Annotated in this window: 13 protein-coding genes; 1 reads left to right on the top strand and 12 read right to left on the bottom strand. The window is 60.3% G+C overall.

Annotated features, from left to right (window positions below; all coding sequences use genetic code 11):
- Nucleotides 1-260: 260 nt before the first annotated feature.
- On the bottom strand, nucleotides 261-1,370 hold the full coding sequence (gene ribBA / locus CYD26_RS05000) for a bifunctional 3,4-dihydroxy-2-butanone-4-phosphate synthase/GTP cyclohydrolase II (protein ID WP_102051938.1): 1,110 nt from the start codon (nucleotides 1,368-1,370) through the stop codon (nucleotides 261-263).
- 70 nt (nucleotides 1,371-1,440) lie between these two features.
- On the opposite strand from ribBA, the gene CYD26_RS04995 reads away from it, so the two are divergent.
- Nucleotides 1,441-1,734: a DUF1330 domain-containing protein gene (locus tag CYD26_RS04995; RefSeq protein WP_099775199.1), complete on the top strand. Its 294-nt coding sequence runs from the start codon at nucleotides 1,441-1,443 to the stop codon at nucleotides 1,732-1,734.
- Between the two features lie 18 nt (nucleotides 1,735-1,752).
- On the opposite strand, the gene CYD26_RS04990 is transcribed toward CYD26_RS04995, so the two are convergent.
- From CYD26_RS04990 to CYD26_RS04940, 11 genes are all read right to left on the bottom strand, one after another.
- A complete protein-coding gene (locus tag CYD26_RS04990; protein WP_065761132.1) occupies nucleotides 1,753-2,316 on the bottom strand; it encodes an NUDIX hydrolase in 564 nt (187 codons plus the stop codon).
- Between the two features lies 1 nt (nucleotide 2,317).
- Nucleotides 2,318-3,070, bottom strand: coding sequence for a GntR family transcriptional regulator (locus tag CYD26_RS04985; RefSeq protein ID WP_102051937.1), 753 nt, complete (start codon nucleotides 3,068-3,070; stop codon nucleotides 2,318-2,320).
- A gap of 89 nt (nucleotides 3,071-3,159) precedes the next feature.
- The gene (locus CYD26_RS04980; protein WP_065761134.1) at nucleotides 3,160-3,549 is read right to left on the bottom strand and encodes a carboxymuconolactone decarboxylase family protein; all 390 of its coding nucleotides are present in this window, start codon (nucleotides 3,547-3,549) and stop codon (nucleotides 3,160-3,162) included.
- Nucleotides 3,550-3,569: 20 nt separating this feature from the next.
- Nucleotides 3,570-5,021, bottom strand: coding sequence for an NAD-dependent succinate-semialdehyde dehydrogenase (locus CYD26_RS04975; RefSeq protein ID WP_102051936.1), 1,452 nt, complete (start codon nucleotides 5,019-5,021; stop codon nucleotides 3,570-3,572).
- A 68-nt stretch (nucleotides 5,022-5,089) separates the two neighbouring features.
- Complete coding sequence (locus CYD26_RS04970) at nucleotides 5,090-5,575, bottom strand: flavin reductase family protein (protein WP_102051935.1); 486 nt, start codon at nucleotides 5,573-5,575, stop codon at nucleotides 5,090-5,092.
- Nucleotides 5,576-5,587: 12 nt separating this feature from the next.
- A complete protein-coding gene (locus tag CYD26_RS04965) occupies nucleotides 5,588-7,069 on the bottom strand; it encodes an aldehyde dehydrogenase (protein WP_065761137.1) in 1,482 nt (493 codons plus the stop codon).
- Nucleotides 7,066-7,899 carry an alpha/beta fold hydrolase gene (locus CYD26_RS04960; protein WP_065761138.1) on the bottom strand — a complete coding sequence of 278 codons (834 nt, stop codon included), beginning with the start codon at nucleotides 7,897-7,899 and terminating at the stop codon, nucleotides 7,066-7,068. The genes CYD26_RS04965 and CYD26_RS04960 overlap by 4 nt, the downstream gene beginning before the upstream one ends.
- A 25-nt stretch (nucleotides 7,900-7,924) precedes the next feature.
- Nucleotides 7,925-8,515: an amino acid synthesis family protein gene (locus CYD26_RS04955; RefSeq protein WP_065761139.1), complete on the bottom strand. Its 591-nt coding sequence runs from the start codon at nucleotides 8,513-8,515 to the stop codon at nucleotides 7,925-7,927.
- Nucleotides 8,516-8,750: 235 nt separating this feature from the next.
- On the bottom strand, nucleotides 8,751-10,004 hold the full coding sequence (locus CYD26_RS04950) for a ferric reductase-like transmembrane domain-containing protein (protein ID WP_102051934.1): 1,254 nt from the start codon (nucleotides 10,002-10,004) through the stop codon (nucleotides 8,751-8,753).
- A 209-nt stretch (nucleotides 10,005-10,213) separates the two neighbouring features.
- Nucleotides 10,214-10,993 carry a hypothetical protein gene (locus CYD26_RS04945; RefSeq protein WP_102051933.1) on the bottom strand — a complete coding sequence of 260 codons (780 nt, stop codon included), beginning with the start codon at nucleotides 10,991-10,993 and terminating at the stop codon, nucleotides 10,214-10,216.
- Nucleotides 10,990-14,451: a T6SS effector BTH_I2691 family protein gene (locus CYD26_RS04940; protein WP_102051932.1), complete on the bottom strand. Its 3,462-nt coding sequence runs from the start codon at nucleotides 14,449-14,451 to the stop codon at nucleotides 10,990-10,992. The genes CYD26_RS04945 and CYD26_RS04940 overlap by 4 nt, the downstream gene beginning before the upstream one ends.
- Nucleotides 14,452-14,798 lie beyond the last annotated feature (347 nt).

Here is a 14,798-nt window from a genome sequence, read left to right as displayed (position 1 = left end):
TCATTTGTTGTGTTTTTGAGCGGGCTGTAGACACCCGCTTATCGGGAGCAGTAGGTCCATCGGGGCCTTGAAAGGCGACCGTGCCAAGGGCTGTTATTTGTGCTGTCCCTGGCGGGCGCACCTGGCAAAAGTGTCCGGTCTACGGAATATCATATTATGGTATTCCAAACTTTCTGCAAGCATTTTGCCGTACCGACCATCCGGCAAAATGCTGTGTTTATGGACAACATCGCGCGTTGCCGCGCTTGAAACAGCAGTTATCAGGAAGAAAATGGAATACTTTCAACCACTTCCAGGTCATAGCCGGTCAGCCCTGCGTACTTCAACGGTGGGCCAAGATGACGCAGTTTGCCCACCCCCAAATCCTGCAGGATCTGCGCGCCAGTGCCGACTTCCGAGTAGATGCGCGACTGTGAGCGGCTGTACTGCCGTGGCGGTTGGGTCAACTGCGGTATGCGTTCAAGCAGCGCTTGTGAGGATTCATGGTTGGCCAGGATTACCACAACCCCATGGCCTTCCTCGGCGACTTTCTGCAGGGCCGCCCAGAGTGTCCAGTTGCTTGGCCCGCTGTACTCTGCGCCCACCAGGTCACGCAGTGGGTCGATGACGTGCACCCGTACCAGGGTTGGTTGTTCGCGGCGCAGTTCGCCCATCACCATTGCCATGTGTACGCCGCCTTCAATCCGGTCTTCATAGGTGACCAGGCGGAAGGTGCCATGTACCGTCGGCAGCTCACGCTCACCGATACGGACTATCGTGTGTTCGGTGCTCAGGCGGTAGTGGATCAGGTCGGCAATGGTGCCGATCTTGATGCCGTGCCGGCGGGCGAACACTTCCAGGTCAGGGCGCCGGGCCATGGTGCCATCGTCGTTCATGACCTCGACAATGACCGAGGACGGGGTAAGGCCCGCCAGTCGCGCCAGGTCGCAGCCCGCTTCGGTATGCCCGGCGCGGGTCAGGACGCCGCCTTCCTTGGCGCGCAGCGGAAAGATATGCCCGGGTTGTACGAGGTCCTCTGGCACGGCATTGCTGGCCACTGCGGCGGCCACGGTACGGGCCCGGTCGGCAGCAGAAATGCCTGTGGTGACGCCGCTGGCGGCTTCGATGGAGACGGTGAACGCGGTACTGAACACGCTACCGTTGCTGGGCACCATTTGCTCCAGACCCAAACGCTGGCAGTGCTCGTCGGTTAGCGTCAGGCAGATCAGGCCACGGGCCTCGCAGGCCATGAAGCTGATGGCCCTGGCGTCGCAATGGTCGGCCGCGATCAGCAGGTCGCCTTCGTTCTCGCGGTCCTCGTCATCGACCAGGATCACCATCTTGCCCTGGCGGTAGTCTTCGATGATTTCTTCGATGCTGTTGAAGGCCATGGCTGGACTCTCAGTGTGTGGTATGAAATTCTATGGTATACCATAATACAGGTTGACTGAGGAGGTCACGATGAAGGCTTACTGGATTGCGCATGTGGATGTCACCGACCCGGACGCTTACAGCGAATACACCCGTCGTGCACCTGCGGCGTTTGCTGCTTATGGGGGGCGTCTATTGGCTCGAGGCGGCCGCAGCGAAGCGCTGGAAGGGCGAGCAACGCCACAACGCAGCGTTGTCATCGAATTTGACTCCTACGCGCAGGCGCTGGCCTGCTACCACTCGCAGCAGTACCAAGAGGCCAAGGGCTACCGTGAAGGTGTTGCTCGGGCTGAAGTGATTATAGTCGAGGGCATAGCACCCTGAATGACGGGCGCGGTGGGGTCAGCGGATGAAGTGGATCTTGCCGCAGTCATCATTGCCAATGTAGATGCCATAGACACCCGCGCGGCGTTCCTCGATGTAGCGTTCGAGGATCTGCCGTATTGCCGGGTAATAGATGCTGTCCCAGGGAATATCCTCGGGCGCGAAGAACTTGTAGTCGAGGGTTTCCGGGCCAAACTGGCCGGTGACTTCCAGGGCGATGGCGCGGTAGATGATGTACACCTCACTGATCTTCGGCACGCTGAAGATCGAGTAGGGTGAGTGGATTTCCGCTCGCACACCCGTTTCTTCCCACACTTCGCGCAAGGCAGCCTGTTCAGTGGTCTCATTGCTTTCCATGAAACCGGCCGGCAGTGTCCAGGTGCCCGGGCGAGGAGGGATGGCGCGTTGGCACAGCAGGTACTTGCCGTCCTGCTCGATGATGCAGCCGGCAATGATTTTTGGATTGACGTAGTGGATGTAGCCGCAACTGCGGCACATCTGGCGCTCATGGGTATCCCCCGGTGGCAGCTGGCGAACCAGGTCATTGCCACCGCATTGCGGGCAAAAGCGCGGGGTCATCATTTCAGCGGCCTATACGCGGTTCTTTAAGGGCGATGGGTGCAATGATCTCGGGGATGTCGCCGGTTTCCCCTTGCTTGCGCTTGAGGTACTCCAAGGCCACCTTCGCCGCCGCGCGGACGTGGTCGACCGAGGCCTGGTGCGCGGCCAGTGGATCGCCGCTCTTGATGGCCTCGACGATACGTTCCATTTCGTGGCTGCTGGTGCCACGGCGGTTCTCCTGAGACACCGATGTGGCGCGAAGGTAGCTGATACGGGCCTGCAACTGGCGTAACTGGGTCGCGGCGATGTGGTTGCCCGAGCCTTCGAGCAACACGTCATAGAACCCTTGAACCGAATCGATGACCTGCTGCAGTTCGCCCTCTGCGAGGGCCTTGCGGTTTTCTTCGAGGGCTTTTTCCAGGGCCTTGATATCCTTGGCCTTGGCACGCAGGGTGAACAGTTGGACGATCATGCCTTCCAGTACACAGCGCAGCTCGTAGATATCGACCGCATCGTCCAGCGTAATGATTGCCACCCGAGGGCCCTTGGCGTCGGCGAATTCCACCAGCCCTTCGGATTCCAGGTGGCGCAAGGCTTCGCGAACCGAGGTACGGCTGACGCCTAGGCGGTCGCACAGGTCGCGTTCGACCAGGCGGTCTCCGGGCAGGAGCTGGAAATTCATGATGGCGCTTCGCAGTTTATCCAGCACGATTTCGCGCAGGGTAACGGGGTTGCGATTGACCTTGAAGCTGTCGTCGAGTGGCAGGCGTTTCATGGGGTCTGCTCTGAGTTGGGCTGTCCAGGTAAAAGGCGTACGTCGATCATCGGGATCGTCCGTGCTCCGTTTGGATCAGCAGCCCAGGTTTAACTGGAGGCCTCTGCATCGGCTTCGGCGAAGGCTTCACGGGCAAGCCGGAAACTGTCTACGGCAGCGGGTACGCCACAGTAGATGCCGACCTGAAGCAGAATTTCGCGTATTTGTTCACGACTCAGTCCATTACGCAAGGCGCCACGGATATGCAGCTTGAGTTCGTGAGGCCGGTTAAGGGCCGATATCATGGCCAAGTTTATCATGCTGCGCTCTTTAAGCGATAAGCCCTCGCGGCCCCAGACGTGACCCCAGCAGTACTCTGTGACCAGCTCCTGCAGGGGGCGATTGAAGTCGTCGGCATTCTCGATTGAGCGGTTGACGTAGGCTTCGCCCAGTACCTGGGTACGAATCGCCAGGCCCTTTTCATATTTTTCGTTGCTCATGTCGTGCTGCTCCTGTCGGGTCAAAGCCCGCCCATCAGGGTGTATTTGATTTCGAGGTAGTCTTCGATGCCGTACTTCGAGCCTTCACGGCCCAGGCCCGATGCCTTGACCCCGCCAAAGGGCGCCACTTCGGTGGAAATCAACCCTTCGTTGATGCCGACCATGCCGTACTCCAGGGTTTCGCTCATGCGCCAGGCACGCCCCAGGTCGCGGGTGTAACAGTAGGCCGCAAGGCCGAATTCGGTATCGTTGGCACGCGCAATCGCTTCGGCTTCAGTGTCGAAACGGAATACCGCTGCCAATGGCCCGAAGGTTTCTTCCTGCGCGACCTTCATGTCGCGGGTCAACCCGGCGAGGACAGTTGGCTGGAAAAAGCCATGCCCCAGCGCATGGCGTGCGCCTCCGCAGACCCGCTGCGCGCCTAATGCCAGTGCATCCTGAACATGCTCTTCAACCTTGGCCACGGCGCGTTCGTTGATCAGTGGCCCTTGCTGGACGTCGGGCTCGAAACCATTGCCAACCTTGAGTGCTGCAACACGCTCGGCAAGGCGTGCTACAAACGCATCGTGAATGCCGTCTTGAACCAGGAAGCGGTTGACACACACGCAGGTCTGTCCGGCATTGCGGAACTTGGCGACCAATGCGCCTTCCACGGCGCGCTCAAGGTCGGCGTCGTCGAAGACGATAAAGGGCGCATTGCCGCCCAGTTCCAGCGAAACTTTCTTCAGGGTCGGTGCGCACTGCGCCATCAGCAATTTGCCAATGCCGGTGGAGCCGGTGAAGGAGAGCTTGCGCACCACGGGGCTGCCGGTCAGTTCTGCACCAATCGCCACGGCGTCGCCTGTGATGACATTGAACACGCCGGGCGGAATACCGGCCTGTTCGGCCAGCGCGGCCATGGCCAGCGCTGAGAAGGGGGTTTCCGGTGCCGGTTTGACGATACATGTGCAGCCTGCCGCCAAGGCCGGGCCGGCTTTGCGGGTGATCATCGCGGCCGGGAAGTTCCACGGTGTGATGGCGGCCACGACACCGATCGGCTCCTTGCTGACGACGATACGTGCATCAGCCTTGTGGCTGGGAATAGTATCGCCGTAGATGCGTTTGGCTTCCTCGGCAAACCACTCGATAAAGCTGGCCGCGTAGAGAATCTCACCCTTGGCTTCGGCAAGTGGTTTGCCCTGTTCCAGCGTGAGGATTTCGGCCAGGGCGTCGGCATGTTCGAGCATCAGGCTGTGCCAGCGCTTGAGCAGGGTGCTGCGTTCCTTGGCCGTCAGGCTGCGCCAGCTCGGCCAGGCCGCGTTTGCCGAAGCGATGGCCAAGCGGGCGTGGTCGGCACCGAGGTTGGGGACTTGGCCGATTTTTTCGCCGTTGGCCGGATTGAAAATCTGCTGGTAGGCGCCGTCTGGCGCGTCCAGCCATTGGCCATTGATAAAGGCTTGCTGGCGGAATAGTTGCGAGGCTGCAGGTGTCATGCCGGCTCCCGGAATAAAAAGGGGCCGCTACCGAGGGGGAGGGTAGCGAGCGGCCCCGGAGTAAACGCTTAGGCCAGGGTGGGCAGCGCGCCCAGCTTGCCTTTGTGGTAGATCATCGGCGTGGCTGGCTGATCGGGCAGGATCAGGTTTTTTACCGCGCCGACGATGATGGCGTGATCGCCGCCGTCGTATTCGCGCCAGAGCTCGCACTCAATGATCGCAGTGGCCTTGCTCAGCAAGGGGTTGCCCAACGCACTGAGGTGCCACTCAATGCCTTTGGCCTTGTCTTTGCCCTTGCCGGCAAAGGCATAGGCTTCGGCCTGCTGATCGGCTGCGAGCAAGTGAATGGCAAACTGCTTGCTGTTGCGCAGAATCGGGTAGGTATCAGACGCGTAGTTAGGGCAGAACAGGACCAGTGCCGGGTCAATCGACAACGCGCTGAACGCGCTGGCGGTGATGCCGACGATGTCACCCTGCGCGTCCAGGGTGGTGACCACTGTCACCCCGGAAGGGAAGGAGCCCATGACTTCTTTGTAAATGCCGGGTTCGATCATGATGCAGGTCTCCTAGCGCATGACAAACGGGTCGGGCATCGGTGCTTGCGAGAGGTTGATCCATACCGTTTTCAGTTCGGTATAGGCCAGCACCGATTCGATGCCGCTCTCGCGACCGTAGCCGCTGTTCTTGAAGCCGCCGATAGGCGCCATGGCCGATACCGCGCGGTAGGTGTTGACCCAGATGATGCCGGAGCGTACGTCCCGGGCCAGGCGATGGGCGCGGCCCAGATCGCGTGTCCAGATACCGGCAGCAAGGCCGAATTGCGAGTCGTTGGCGATTGCCAGGGCTTGGGCTTCGTCCTTGAAACGAATCACCGAGGCCACTGGGCCGAACACCTCTTCCTGCATGATCTTCATCGAGTTGCTGTCGCACTCGAACAGGGTCGGCTCATAGAACCAGCCTCCGCCGGCAATGTCCGGGCGCTTGCCTCCCAGGCGCAGGCGAGCACCTTCGGCCAGTGCATCGGCCACCAGGCCTTCGACGACTGCCAGTTGTTGGGCCGTGGCCATCGGGCCCATCTCGGTGCTGTCGTCCTGCGGGTTGCCGATACGAATGCGTTTGGCGCGGGCAATCAGGCGCTCAACGAACTCATCGTAGATTTCGTCCTGAACCAGCAGGCGCGAACCGGACACGCAACTCTGGCCGGAGGCCGCATAGATACCCGCGATGGCTCCGTTGATTGCACTGTCGAGGTCTGCGTCGGCAAAGATGATGTTGGGCGATTTGCCGCCCAGCTCCAGCGACAGCTTGGCAAAGTTCTCGGCGCTGCTGCGTACCACGTGGCGCGCCGTGGCCGCACCACCGGTGAAGGCAATCTTGCGCACCAGGGGGTGACGGGTCAGTGCAGCACCCGTGCTGGGGCCGTAACCGGTCACGACGTTGACGACGCCAGGCGGAATGCCGGCTTCCAGGGCCAAGCGTGCCAGCTCAAGAATAGTCGCCGAGGCATGTTCGGACGGCTTGAGCACGATGGTGTTACCTGCGGCCAATGCTGGCGCCAGTTTTATCGCGGTCAGGTACAGCGGGCTGTTCCACGGGATGATCCCGGCCACGACGCCGATGGGCTCGTGCACGGTGTAGGCAAACATGTCCGGCTTGTCCAGCGGCAGCGTGCCGCCTTCGAGCTTGTCGGCCAGGCCCGCGGTGTAGTGGAAGAACTCTGGCAGGTAGCCCACCTGGCCGCGGGTTTCGCGGATCAGTTTGCCGTTGTCGCGACTTTCCAGTTGTGCCAGTTGCTCTTTGTTCTCGGCGATCAGATCGCCAAGGCGGCGCAACAGCTTGCCTCGTGCGGTAGCGCTCAGGCCCCGCCAGGCTGCGCCCTCGAAGGCTGCCTGGGCCGATTGAACGGCACGTTCGACATCGGCTTCGTCAGCATCGGGCAGCACCGCCCAAGGCTCGGCGAGCGCCGGGTTCAGGCTTTCAAACGTCTTGCCGTTAAGGGCATCGACCCATTCGCCGCCGATGCACATCTGGAAGCGTGCGAGTGTCATGCAACGATCCCCTCTATCTGGTTGTGTTGGTTTTGTGCGTTATCCAGAAAGTTCAGCAGCACCTGATTGACCAGGCGCGGCGACTCTACCGGCATCATATGCCGCTGTTCGTCGAGTATTGCCACTTGTGCGCCGGGAATGCGCTCGGCCAATTGCCGGGCCATCTCCGGGGTCGAACCGGGGTCCAGTTCGCCGGTGGCAATCAGGGTGGGCACCCGAATACTGCCGAGGTCGTCAGCGCGGTACATGTCCTGCGTGGCGAACAACTCGTAGGTGGTCAGGTAGCCTTGTGGATCATTGCTGGCCAGTGTCTGGCGGATGGCTGCGATCTGTGCCGGGTTGGCAGCCTGATACTCGCGGCTGAACCAGCGTGACAGCGCCGCTTCGGCATTAGCGTCCGGCCCGTGCTCAGCGGCCTGGGCGGTTCGCGCAATGACGCCAGCGCGTTGTTCCAGGCTACGGTTGAACACGCTGTTAAGGATCACCAGCCCCTGCACGTGCTGCGGATAGTGCAGCGCAAAGGCGCGAGCGACCAGCCCGCCCATGGAGAAGCCAATCACGGTCGCCCGCGGCAGCTCAAGGTGCTCAAGCAACTCCAGCAACTGATCGGCATAGCCCAGCAGGTCGGTGCCAGTGGGCGGGCGCTGGCTGGCGCCATGCCCGAGCATGTCGTAGGCAATGACACGGTACTTTGTGGCCAGGCCTACGATCTGCCCGCCCCACATTTCTTTATTCAGGCCCACGCCGTGGATCAATATCACGGGCTGGCCTTGGCCGGTCGCCAGGTAACTGGTGCCAGCCGGTGTGCGTTCAGCAGTGAGCCGAATCATGGAGCGCTCCTACATGCTGTGTGGGTTACTGCGCTTTCTCAGCGGCCAGTTCTTCCAGATCGATGTAGCGGTTGCCGATACGCGGGTGCAGGCGGCCACCGTCGGCGCAACCCAGGACCACAACGATTTCGTCGGCACGCGGTGCATCTTCGATCTGCATTTCCAGCGTGATGTAGTGCGAACGCAGACCCTCGTCGTCCTTGTGCATCATCGGAATCTGGATCGAAGTGCCAGGGCCACCGCGCTTGTTGGTGAAGCTCAGGTAGCTTTTGGCCTTGACCGCTTCACGGTAATGATTGCCAAAGCGCAGGGTATGGATGACAGCGGAAGCGTGCTCGATTTCACCGTCGGCACCGACGACGGCCGCCTTGCCGTAGGCTTCGATCTTTTCCGCGCCGCCAATGGTTGCCACCAGCCGCTCAACCATCAGGGCACCGAGGTCGGAGCAGTTGGCACGGATTTCCGGCTTCAGGTCTTCAACGAAGCCGCGGCCCAGCCAAGGGTTCTTGATGACCACAGCCAGCCCGACCATGGTCACCGGCTTGTCTGCAGCTTTACCGCCTTCGATGAAGGTTTCTTCGACATAGCTGACGATTTTGCGAATTTCAAAACTCATGAGCGGCTCCATCTGAGTGAATAAGGTTTGTGCGTATGATGGTATACCATAATACTGTAAGCGCAAGTCCCTCAGATGAGTTTGTAGAGCAAGAAGGCGACAGATGGCCTGCAAACAGGGATTCCGCTGTCTGCTGGAGGTGTGCTGGGAGGGCGAGGGGGAAAAGCGAGGGCGTGATGTAGCTGCTACGCCAATCGGCCTTGGCGTAGCAGCGCGAGAGATTCAGTGACGGCTGTTAGCGGAACTCGAAGAACTCATAACGCAGATTGCCCTCTGGAATCCGCTGTTCGCGCATCAGTTCCTTGACCTGGGCCAGCAGCCCTTTGGGGCCGCAGAAGCTGATCTGGATGTGCTCTGGATTGGTTTCGCCAGCAACCCGGCGCAAGGTCTCAGCCAGTTTGTCGGCGCTGCTGTCATGGCCGACGAACTCGGCGCCGCGTTCTTCAGCCATCGTTTTCATCTGTTCGACACTGGGGAACGCCCGCGAAGGGTTGAAGCAGTAAACCAGCGTGACATTGTCGAAGCGCTTGGCAGCTTTGTCCTGCAACCAGGAAACGAACGGCGAAATGCCCACCCCGCCACCAATCCAGATTTCCCGCTGGGCATCGGGCAGGCGCTTGAAGTGCCCGTAAGGGGCATAGATATCCGCCAGCATGCCGACCTTGACCTGTTTGCGCAGCGCCTGGGTGTAGTCGCCCAAGGCGCGGATCACGAAGTGGATGTGGCCGTTGTCTTTATGGGCGCTGGCGATCGTGAACGGGTGGGGCTCACGCAAGCCCTTTTCCTTCATGGCCAGGAATGCGAATTGCCCGGCCTTGAACGGGAAGCCGCGATGGACCGGTGCCAGTTCCAGGTGCAGGGAGCCTTTGGCAATGGACACCGCAGCAACCTTGTACTCGCCGGCTGTGGCAATGAAGGGGTAGAGCACCAGCTTGTACAGGGCAGCAATGACCCCCAGGCCACAGAGTACGGCCAACCAGATGCCGGAAGGGCTGTTCAGGGTAATCGGTGACTTGAAGCTCAGCCAATGGGCAATGACGATCAGGAACAGCGGGCCAGAGAGTTTGTGCCACCAGCGCCAGACGCTATAGGGGATGTTTCGGTTCAGGGCCAGCAACACGATCATGCCCAGTGCCACATAGCTCAGTTGGCGCACCATGCGCGTCCAGTACTTGGAAAACTCCACAATCGCAGCACTGTTCCAGGCGTCCAGGTTGGCTTTGAACACCAGGTGGTAGCTGGCAAAGACCAACGCCCAGATGCCCAGCCATTTGTGCGTTTCATACACCCGATCCAGCCCGCCGAACAGTCGCTCGATGAGATGCCAGCGAGCGGCCAGCAGGCATGAAACCGCCATGTTGGCCAACGCCGCAGCGCCCAGCACCAAGCTGAGGGTGGCCGAGGTCATCCAGGTATCGGAAGGAATTTCGAGCAAAATGGTGAGCGTGGTGATCAGCAGGATACCCACGACGCAGTGCCAGCTTTTCAAACGGTTAGCCTCCAGTTATCAACGTTAATAGCTTAACGGTTTTCGAGGCTGTCGGCTCTGACCTGGGTCACGGGTGTCACGACGGTGTCAGTAATAACGCTACTGTAGTCCCGTGCCTTGATGCTCCAACCCAGTATGTCAGCACGGACTTCACGTTAGATAAACCGCTGACTGCAGTCATTTAGCCATCTCCCTCCGCCCAGTGCGCGTTAACCACGGTCAACGTACCTGTCGGCCCGAGGTACATTCGGGAGGTGCTGCTCAACAAGCCCCAAGATCGACTCGAACGCTTTACGCTTGGCAAAAAGTGGGAAGGTACTGCGCGAGTGTTTGTTCAGATAATCGTTGTACCAAGCGAACTCCAAGCCAACCAATTTTTGCTTTCGGTCTATGGCTACCTCAGTGAACCTCGACCACTCGTAGGTATGGTGATGAAAGTCTGTTTGCAAATCACGGTAGCGCGCTGAATTCATGGAGGCATGTGTCAACATCACGCTACCTGATCCGCCAATAGCACCGATCAGAAGCGCCGGATCGTTATATGCACTTGCCATACACATAAATGCAATCGCCGTGAATGCTGCCAAACCCTTCAAGAAAGTGAGTGTCCACTCCGGAAAAACCTTCCATTTGCAAAATTCTGCTCCAGACTTTGTAAAACGGTAGGCAAAATTCATGCGTTGATGGGTCATGCTTAATACAGTAATGATCAATAAAGAGAAAAACAGGAGGGCACATAATGAACGCACAGGCTCATCATATGTTTCAAAATTTGAGTGCATAGAAAACCCAAACCAAACAGCAACCACCAGCCAGAAAAAAAACAACCCGTTAGCAATAACGGTATTGTAGTTTCGTGCCTTGATCCTCCACCCCAGCAGCTCTGGTTCATGTGCATACTTCCACGTCAGTTGTGGCGGCAGTTCTCGTGGCGTGGCCCAGTTGCCCAGCAGGGACTTCACGCGAGACAACCCCTCTGAAGCCTTCATTTTTCAATCCCCTCTGGCACCTGAAGGTTCAACCCATAGAGACTGTGTTTCTCCAACTTCTGTTCTTCAGGCAGCATGTCGGTGAACAGCGTATTTTGGCGCTCGGCCTCACGTAAATCGTCGCGCAAGGCCACACGGAACATGTAGCCACGGGCGTCTGCACGTTGATTGAGCGGTGGCGGGTAATGCACCTCCAGTTCCAGTGCTGCATTGCTCGTGGGTGTCGCCACCCAGGCCTGCCATACGCGGTATGGATCCTTGGCCTGATAGGCAAAGTCGCTCTGTAATTGCTGGCCACCGGCGGCCTCCGGCAGTTGCCCGGCCAACTCAGGATCAACCCAATGACCGCGCAGAAAGTGCTCGTAGAGTGGGCTCTGCTGCTGCGGCGTGTGATAGACCGGTGAGCCTTCGCTGTCGATCACCACCGGTTGCAGCTGGACAATACTGCCCGCCAGCGTGGCGGGGAACAGCAGTTGCACCCAGAACCCCAGGCAACGTTGCGGCCCTCGGTCCGGATAGGTGTACACCGCTCGGGCCCAGACGCTGGGCCGCTGCAGGATCTCCAGCAAGGCCGTCAATTGGGTTTTATGGCCGTCAATGCCTACCCAGTTTTCCTCTGGAGCTTTGCCCCAGCTACAGCGGTACAGCCACAGCCTTAGGCCTTCGCGCTTGTAGCGGTTGGCATGTACTGAAAACAGCAGATAGGCAATGCCGAGTGCGCCCAGAACAATGGTGACCGGTGAGGACATGATCCAGGCAAAGTTCAACCAGTAGCCCAAAATAGCGCCGGTAAATTGGATAGTTGCAACGAAACTCATCATACGTAGAGTGCCGTACTTCCATTCCAGTGCATTCCTCTCGTCTTCACTACTCGCCCCCGCAATATCCTTCGATACCTGCCACGCCTCAACACCTGCAGCAATCGCGCCGAGCGCCGCCCAGGTCGCCGTGCGGGCAATCAACCGCTTGGCGGCCTGCGCGAAGTTGATGTCGCCTTGAGCCAGCCATGCCCTGGCGCCCGCTTTCGTCAGTTTCGTGATCTCGTTGCCCAACGGCGCAGACATCCCCTGCGCCCGATTCCACGCCGGGCCCACGCACACGGCCATCATTGCGTTACCGGTATAGGCCGCATTGGCGGTCATCATCCGCAGTTCGCTGTTGTTGAACAGGCCGTCGGCACTCGCTTGTTCAAGGCTGTACAGGGTGTTCCAGACATTCAGCCCGACCAGCATCAGCGGCAGCGCCTGGCCGAAGTGCTTGCCCATCCATTCGCGGCTGCGGGCGTTGAAGCGCTCGCGTTGTTGGCTTTTGAGGCGGTGCTGGGCCAGGGCCTCCTGTTGCCCGAGGTCGCCCAGTTGTTGGTGGAGGTGATCGACAGGCACATTCAGGCGGTTGACCGGGGACAGTGTGAACAGCAGTTGATGCGGCCGGCTGAAATGCAGGTCCTGCAGTTGCAGGGTCAAGCTACGTAGCGCGGTGCGGGTCGCGGCCTGATCGTGAGGCGCGCCGGGACGTGTCAGCGTGCGCTGCTGGGCGTCGATCTGCCGTTGCAAGCCAAGGACCTGCTGCTGCCAGCGGCGGAACTGCGCCTTGAAGTCGGGGTTGAAGCGCAGTTGGGTAGCGTCAGAGGCCTGGGTCGAGATCAAGGCCTGGGTAGCCACCTGAGTGAGCACGTCCGTCGCGCTGGCGTAAGCCCGTTGCAAGGCCGGCGCCAGGGTCATGCTCAGGGTGTGCCAGGCCCCTTCGGCACTGCTGTTGGCCACCGTCACCAAGGTGTCGAACGCCCGCCGGGCTGTCGTGCTCAGCGCCTGGTAGGCCTTGCTCTGCTTGACCGAGGGCAGGTCGAGCACGCCTTTGAGTTCGTTCGCCCGGGTGGCAACGCTGGTGACATCCGCCGGGTTTTCGGGGTCGACGGGGCGGGTGCTGCCATCGCCCTGGCTACGGCCATCGAGCAGGCCGGTGGTGGCGAAGTTGTGCGCGACCGTGCGTACCAGCGCGGCAATTTCCGGGTTGAAGTTGAACAGCGCCGTGCCCAGCAGGGTGCTCGGTTTCACCGCCTGCCGGCACAGCCAGTCCTGCCCGGCCTCGCCGCCACCCAACAGGGTTGCGAGGCCTTCGGCAGTCTCCAGCAAGGCGCGGCTGTGGGCCGGGTTGCAGGTGTCGAAGAACAGGGTGTCGGCATTCGGTGCAAGCCGCTCCAGCCAGTTGAGCAGGTCGCGTTCGCTGCGCTGGGCATGGGCCTCAAGCTGGGCCGCCTGGGCCGTGGCCCGGCTCAGGAAGCCTTGCAGTTCATCGAAGTGGACGTCTTCGCGCCACAGGCGTTTGTCGCGCCACTCGGCCAGGGTGCGCCGCCAGGTGCCGGGGTGCGGCAGTGTGCCCCAACGCTGAATGAACGTCGCCTCATGTGCCTCGATCTCCCAGCGCCACGTCTCGATCATGGGCGCATCACCCGCACTGCCGACCTCACGGGCTCGCTCGGATTCATCATCGGCCTTGAGCAACGTGTACAGGTCATCGGTGTAGGCACGGGTCAGTGCCGGGTCCTGGGCGACGTGCGCGGGTAGCAGCGGTGTGCAATCAAAGCCGCACAGTGCTTGCACCGCGGTGGCCGTTTGCAGTTTCTCCTGGTGCTCCTGCTCGAACAGTGCCTGTTCCAGGCGCCGCCCGGTGAGGTTCAGGCTCAGGTCGTCAACCAGCGCCAACGGGTCGTCGAGGGCGATGAACAGTGCCGTGTTCTGGTCTGGCACGTAGCCACGAATCAGCGCTTCCTCGAAATCCCGCTTGAACGGCCGGTCGGGGTCGGATGGGTCGGCATCGGTGGGCAGCGTGGTGCTGAGCAGGTTCGGTGCAGGCTGGTCCTGTACGCGGATATCGGCCACGCTCTGGCCCAGTTGCACCAGTGGCGCACCGTGGGCAACCTGGTAGGTGTCGCAGTAGTCCGGCAGGTCGAGGTCGCGCAACCAGGGCGTTTGCAGGCCACCGGAACGCATGGCTTCGCACAGCCGCCAGGTCCATTGCACCGGCGAAAAGGCCAGGCGCAAGATGCTGCGGCGGGGGTACAGCAGGTACGGCCGTGATTCGCCGGGGTTGGTTCGCAGGTCCTGGCCAATTTCCAGCGCGGTCCAGGTGTGGCGGGTAAACATCCGCCCGATGACCTGGTACTCGTGGAAGGTCTTGTCGACGCTGTCCCAGACATACAACCAGCCGTCCCGCAGTTGGCGCAGGGTGTAGCTGCGGGTTTTCAAGGTGGGCTGGAGTTTGGGTGCCCAGCCTTTGGGCAGTGGATGCGGGCCTTGTGCTTGGCCTTTTTCCGGGGACGCGTCAATCGCGTAGCGCACCGGAAAGATGGCAACCTCGGGGGATTTCATCGGGCAACAGCCGCGCCCCACCGGAACATTGTCAAAGGCTTGCCTGAGACGCGCCTGCCTAAGCTCTGCCGGACTGGCTTCCTGATTCATGTTGCATCCTTGTCTAATTCGATTGCCAGGCAGTGGTCATCCATGAAGGTCTTGCCGACAGTGGCCTTGCTGACTGCAGTGGTAATGAGTGGGGTGCTCGCGCATAGCGGAACACCTCGAATGGCAAAGGACTGGAACGCTAGCAGATGCACTTCTGGAGGGATGTAGGACGCTTCCGAAAGTTGTTACAAGGCTGGTGTCGGCAGCTTCGCCTCACATTGCAGTGTGAGGACGGGAAGGGGGCAAAGGTCGAGGTTACCGTCTGGGCAATGATTGAACGCGCGGCTCAAGCTGTTGCCGGGGGATGAGCTGGTATCCGGTCCGGTTGCTACCGGTATCGAAAGCCC

This window comes from Pseudomonas sp. FFUP_PS_473, from assembly GCF_002858665.1.
GTDB lineage: Bacteria > Pseudomonadota > Gammaproteobacteria > Pseudomonadales > Pseudomonadaceae > Aquipseudomonas > Aquipseudomonas defluvii.
This window is presented reverse-complemented; position numbering and strand designations above follow the sequence as displayed.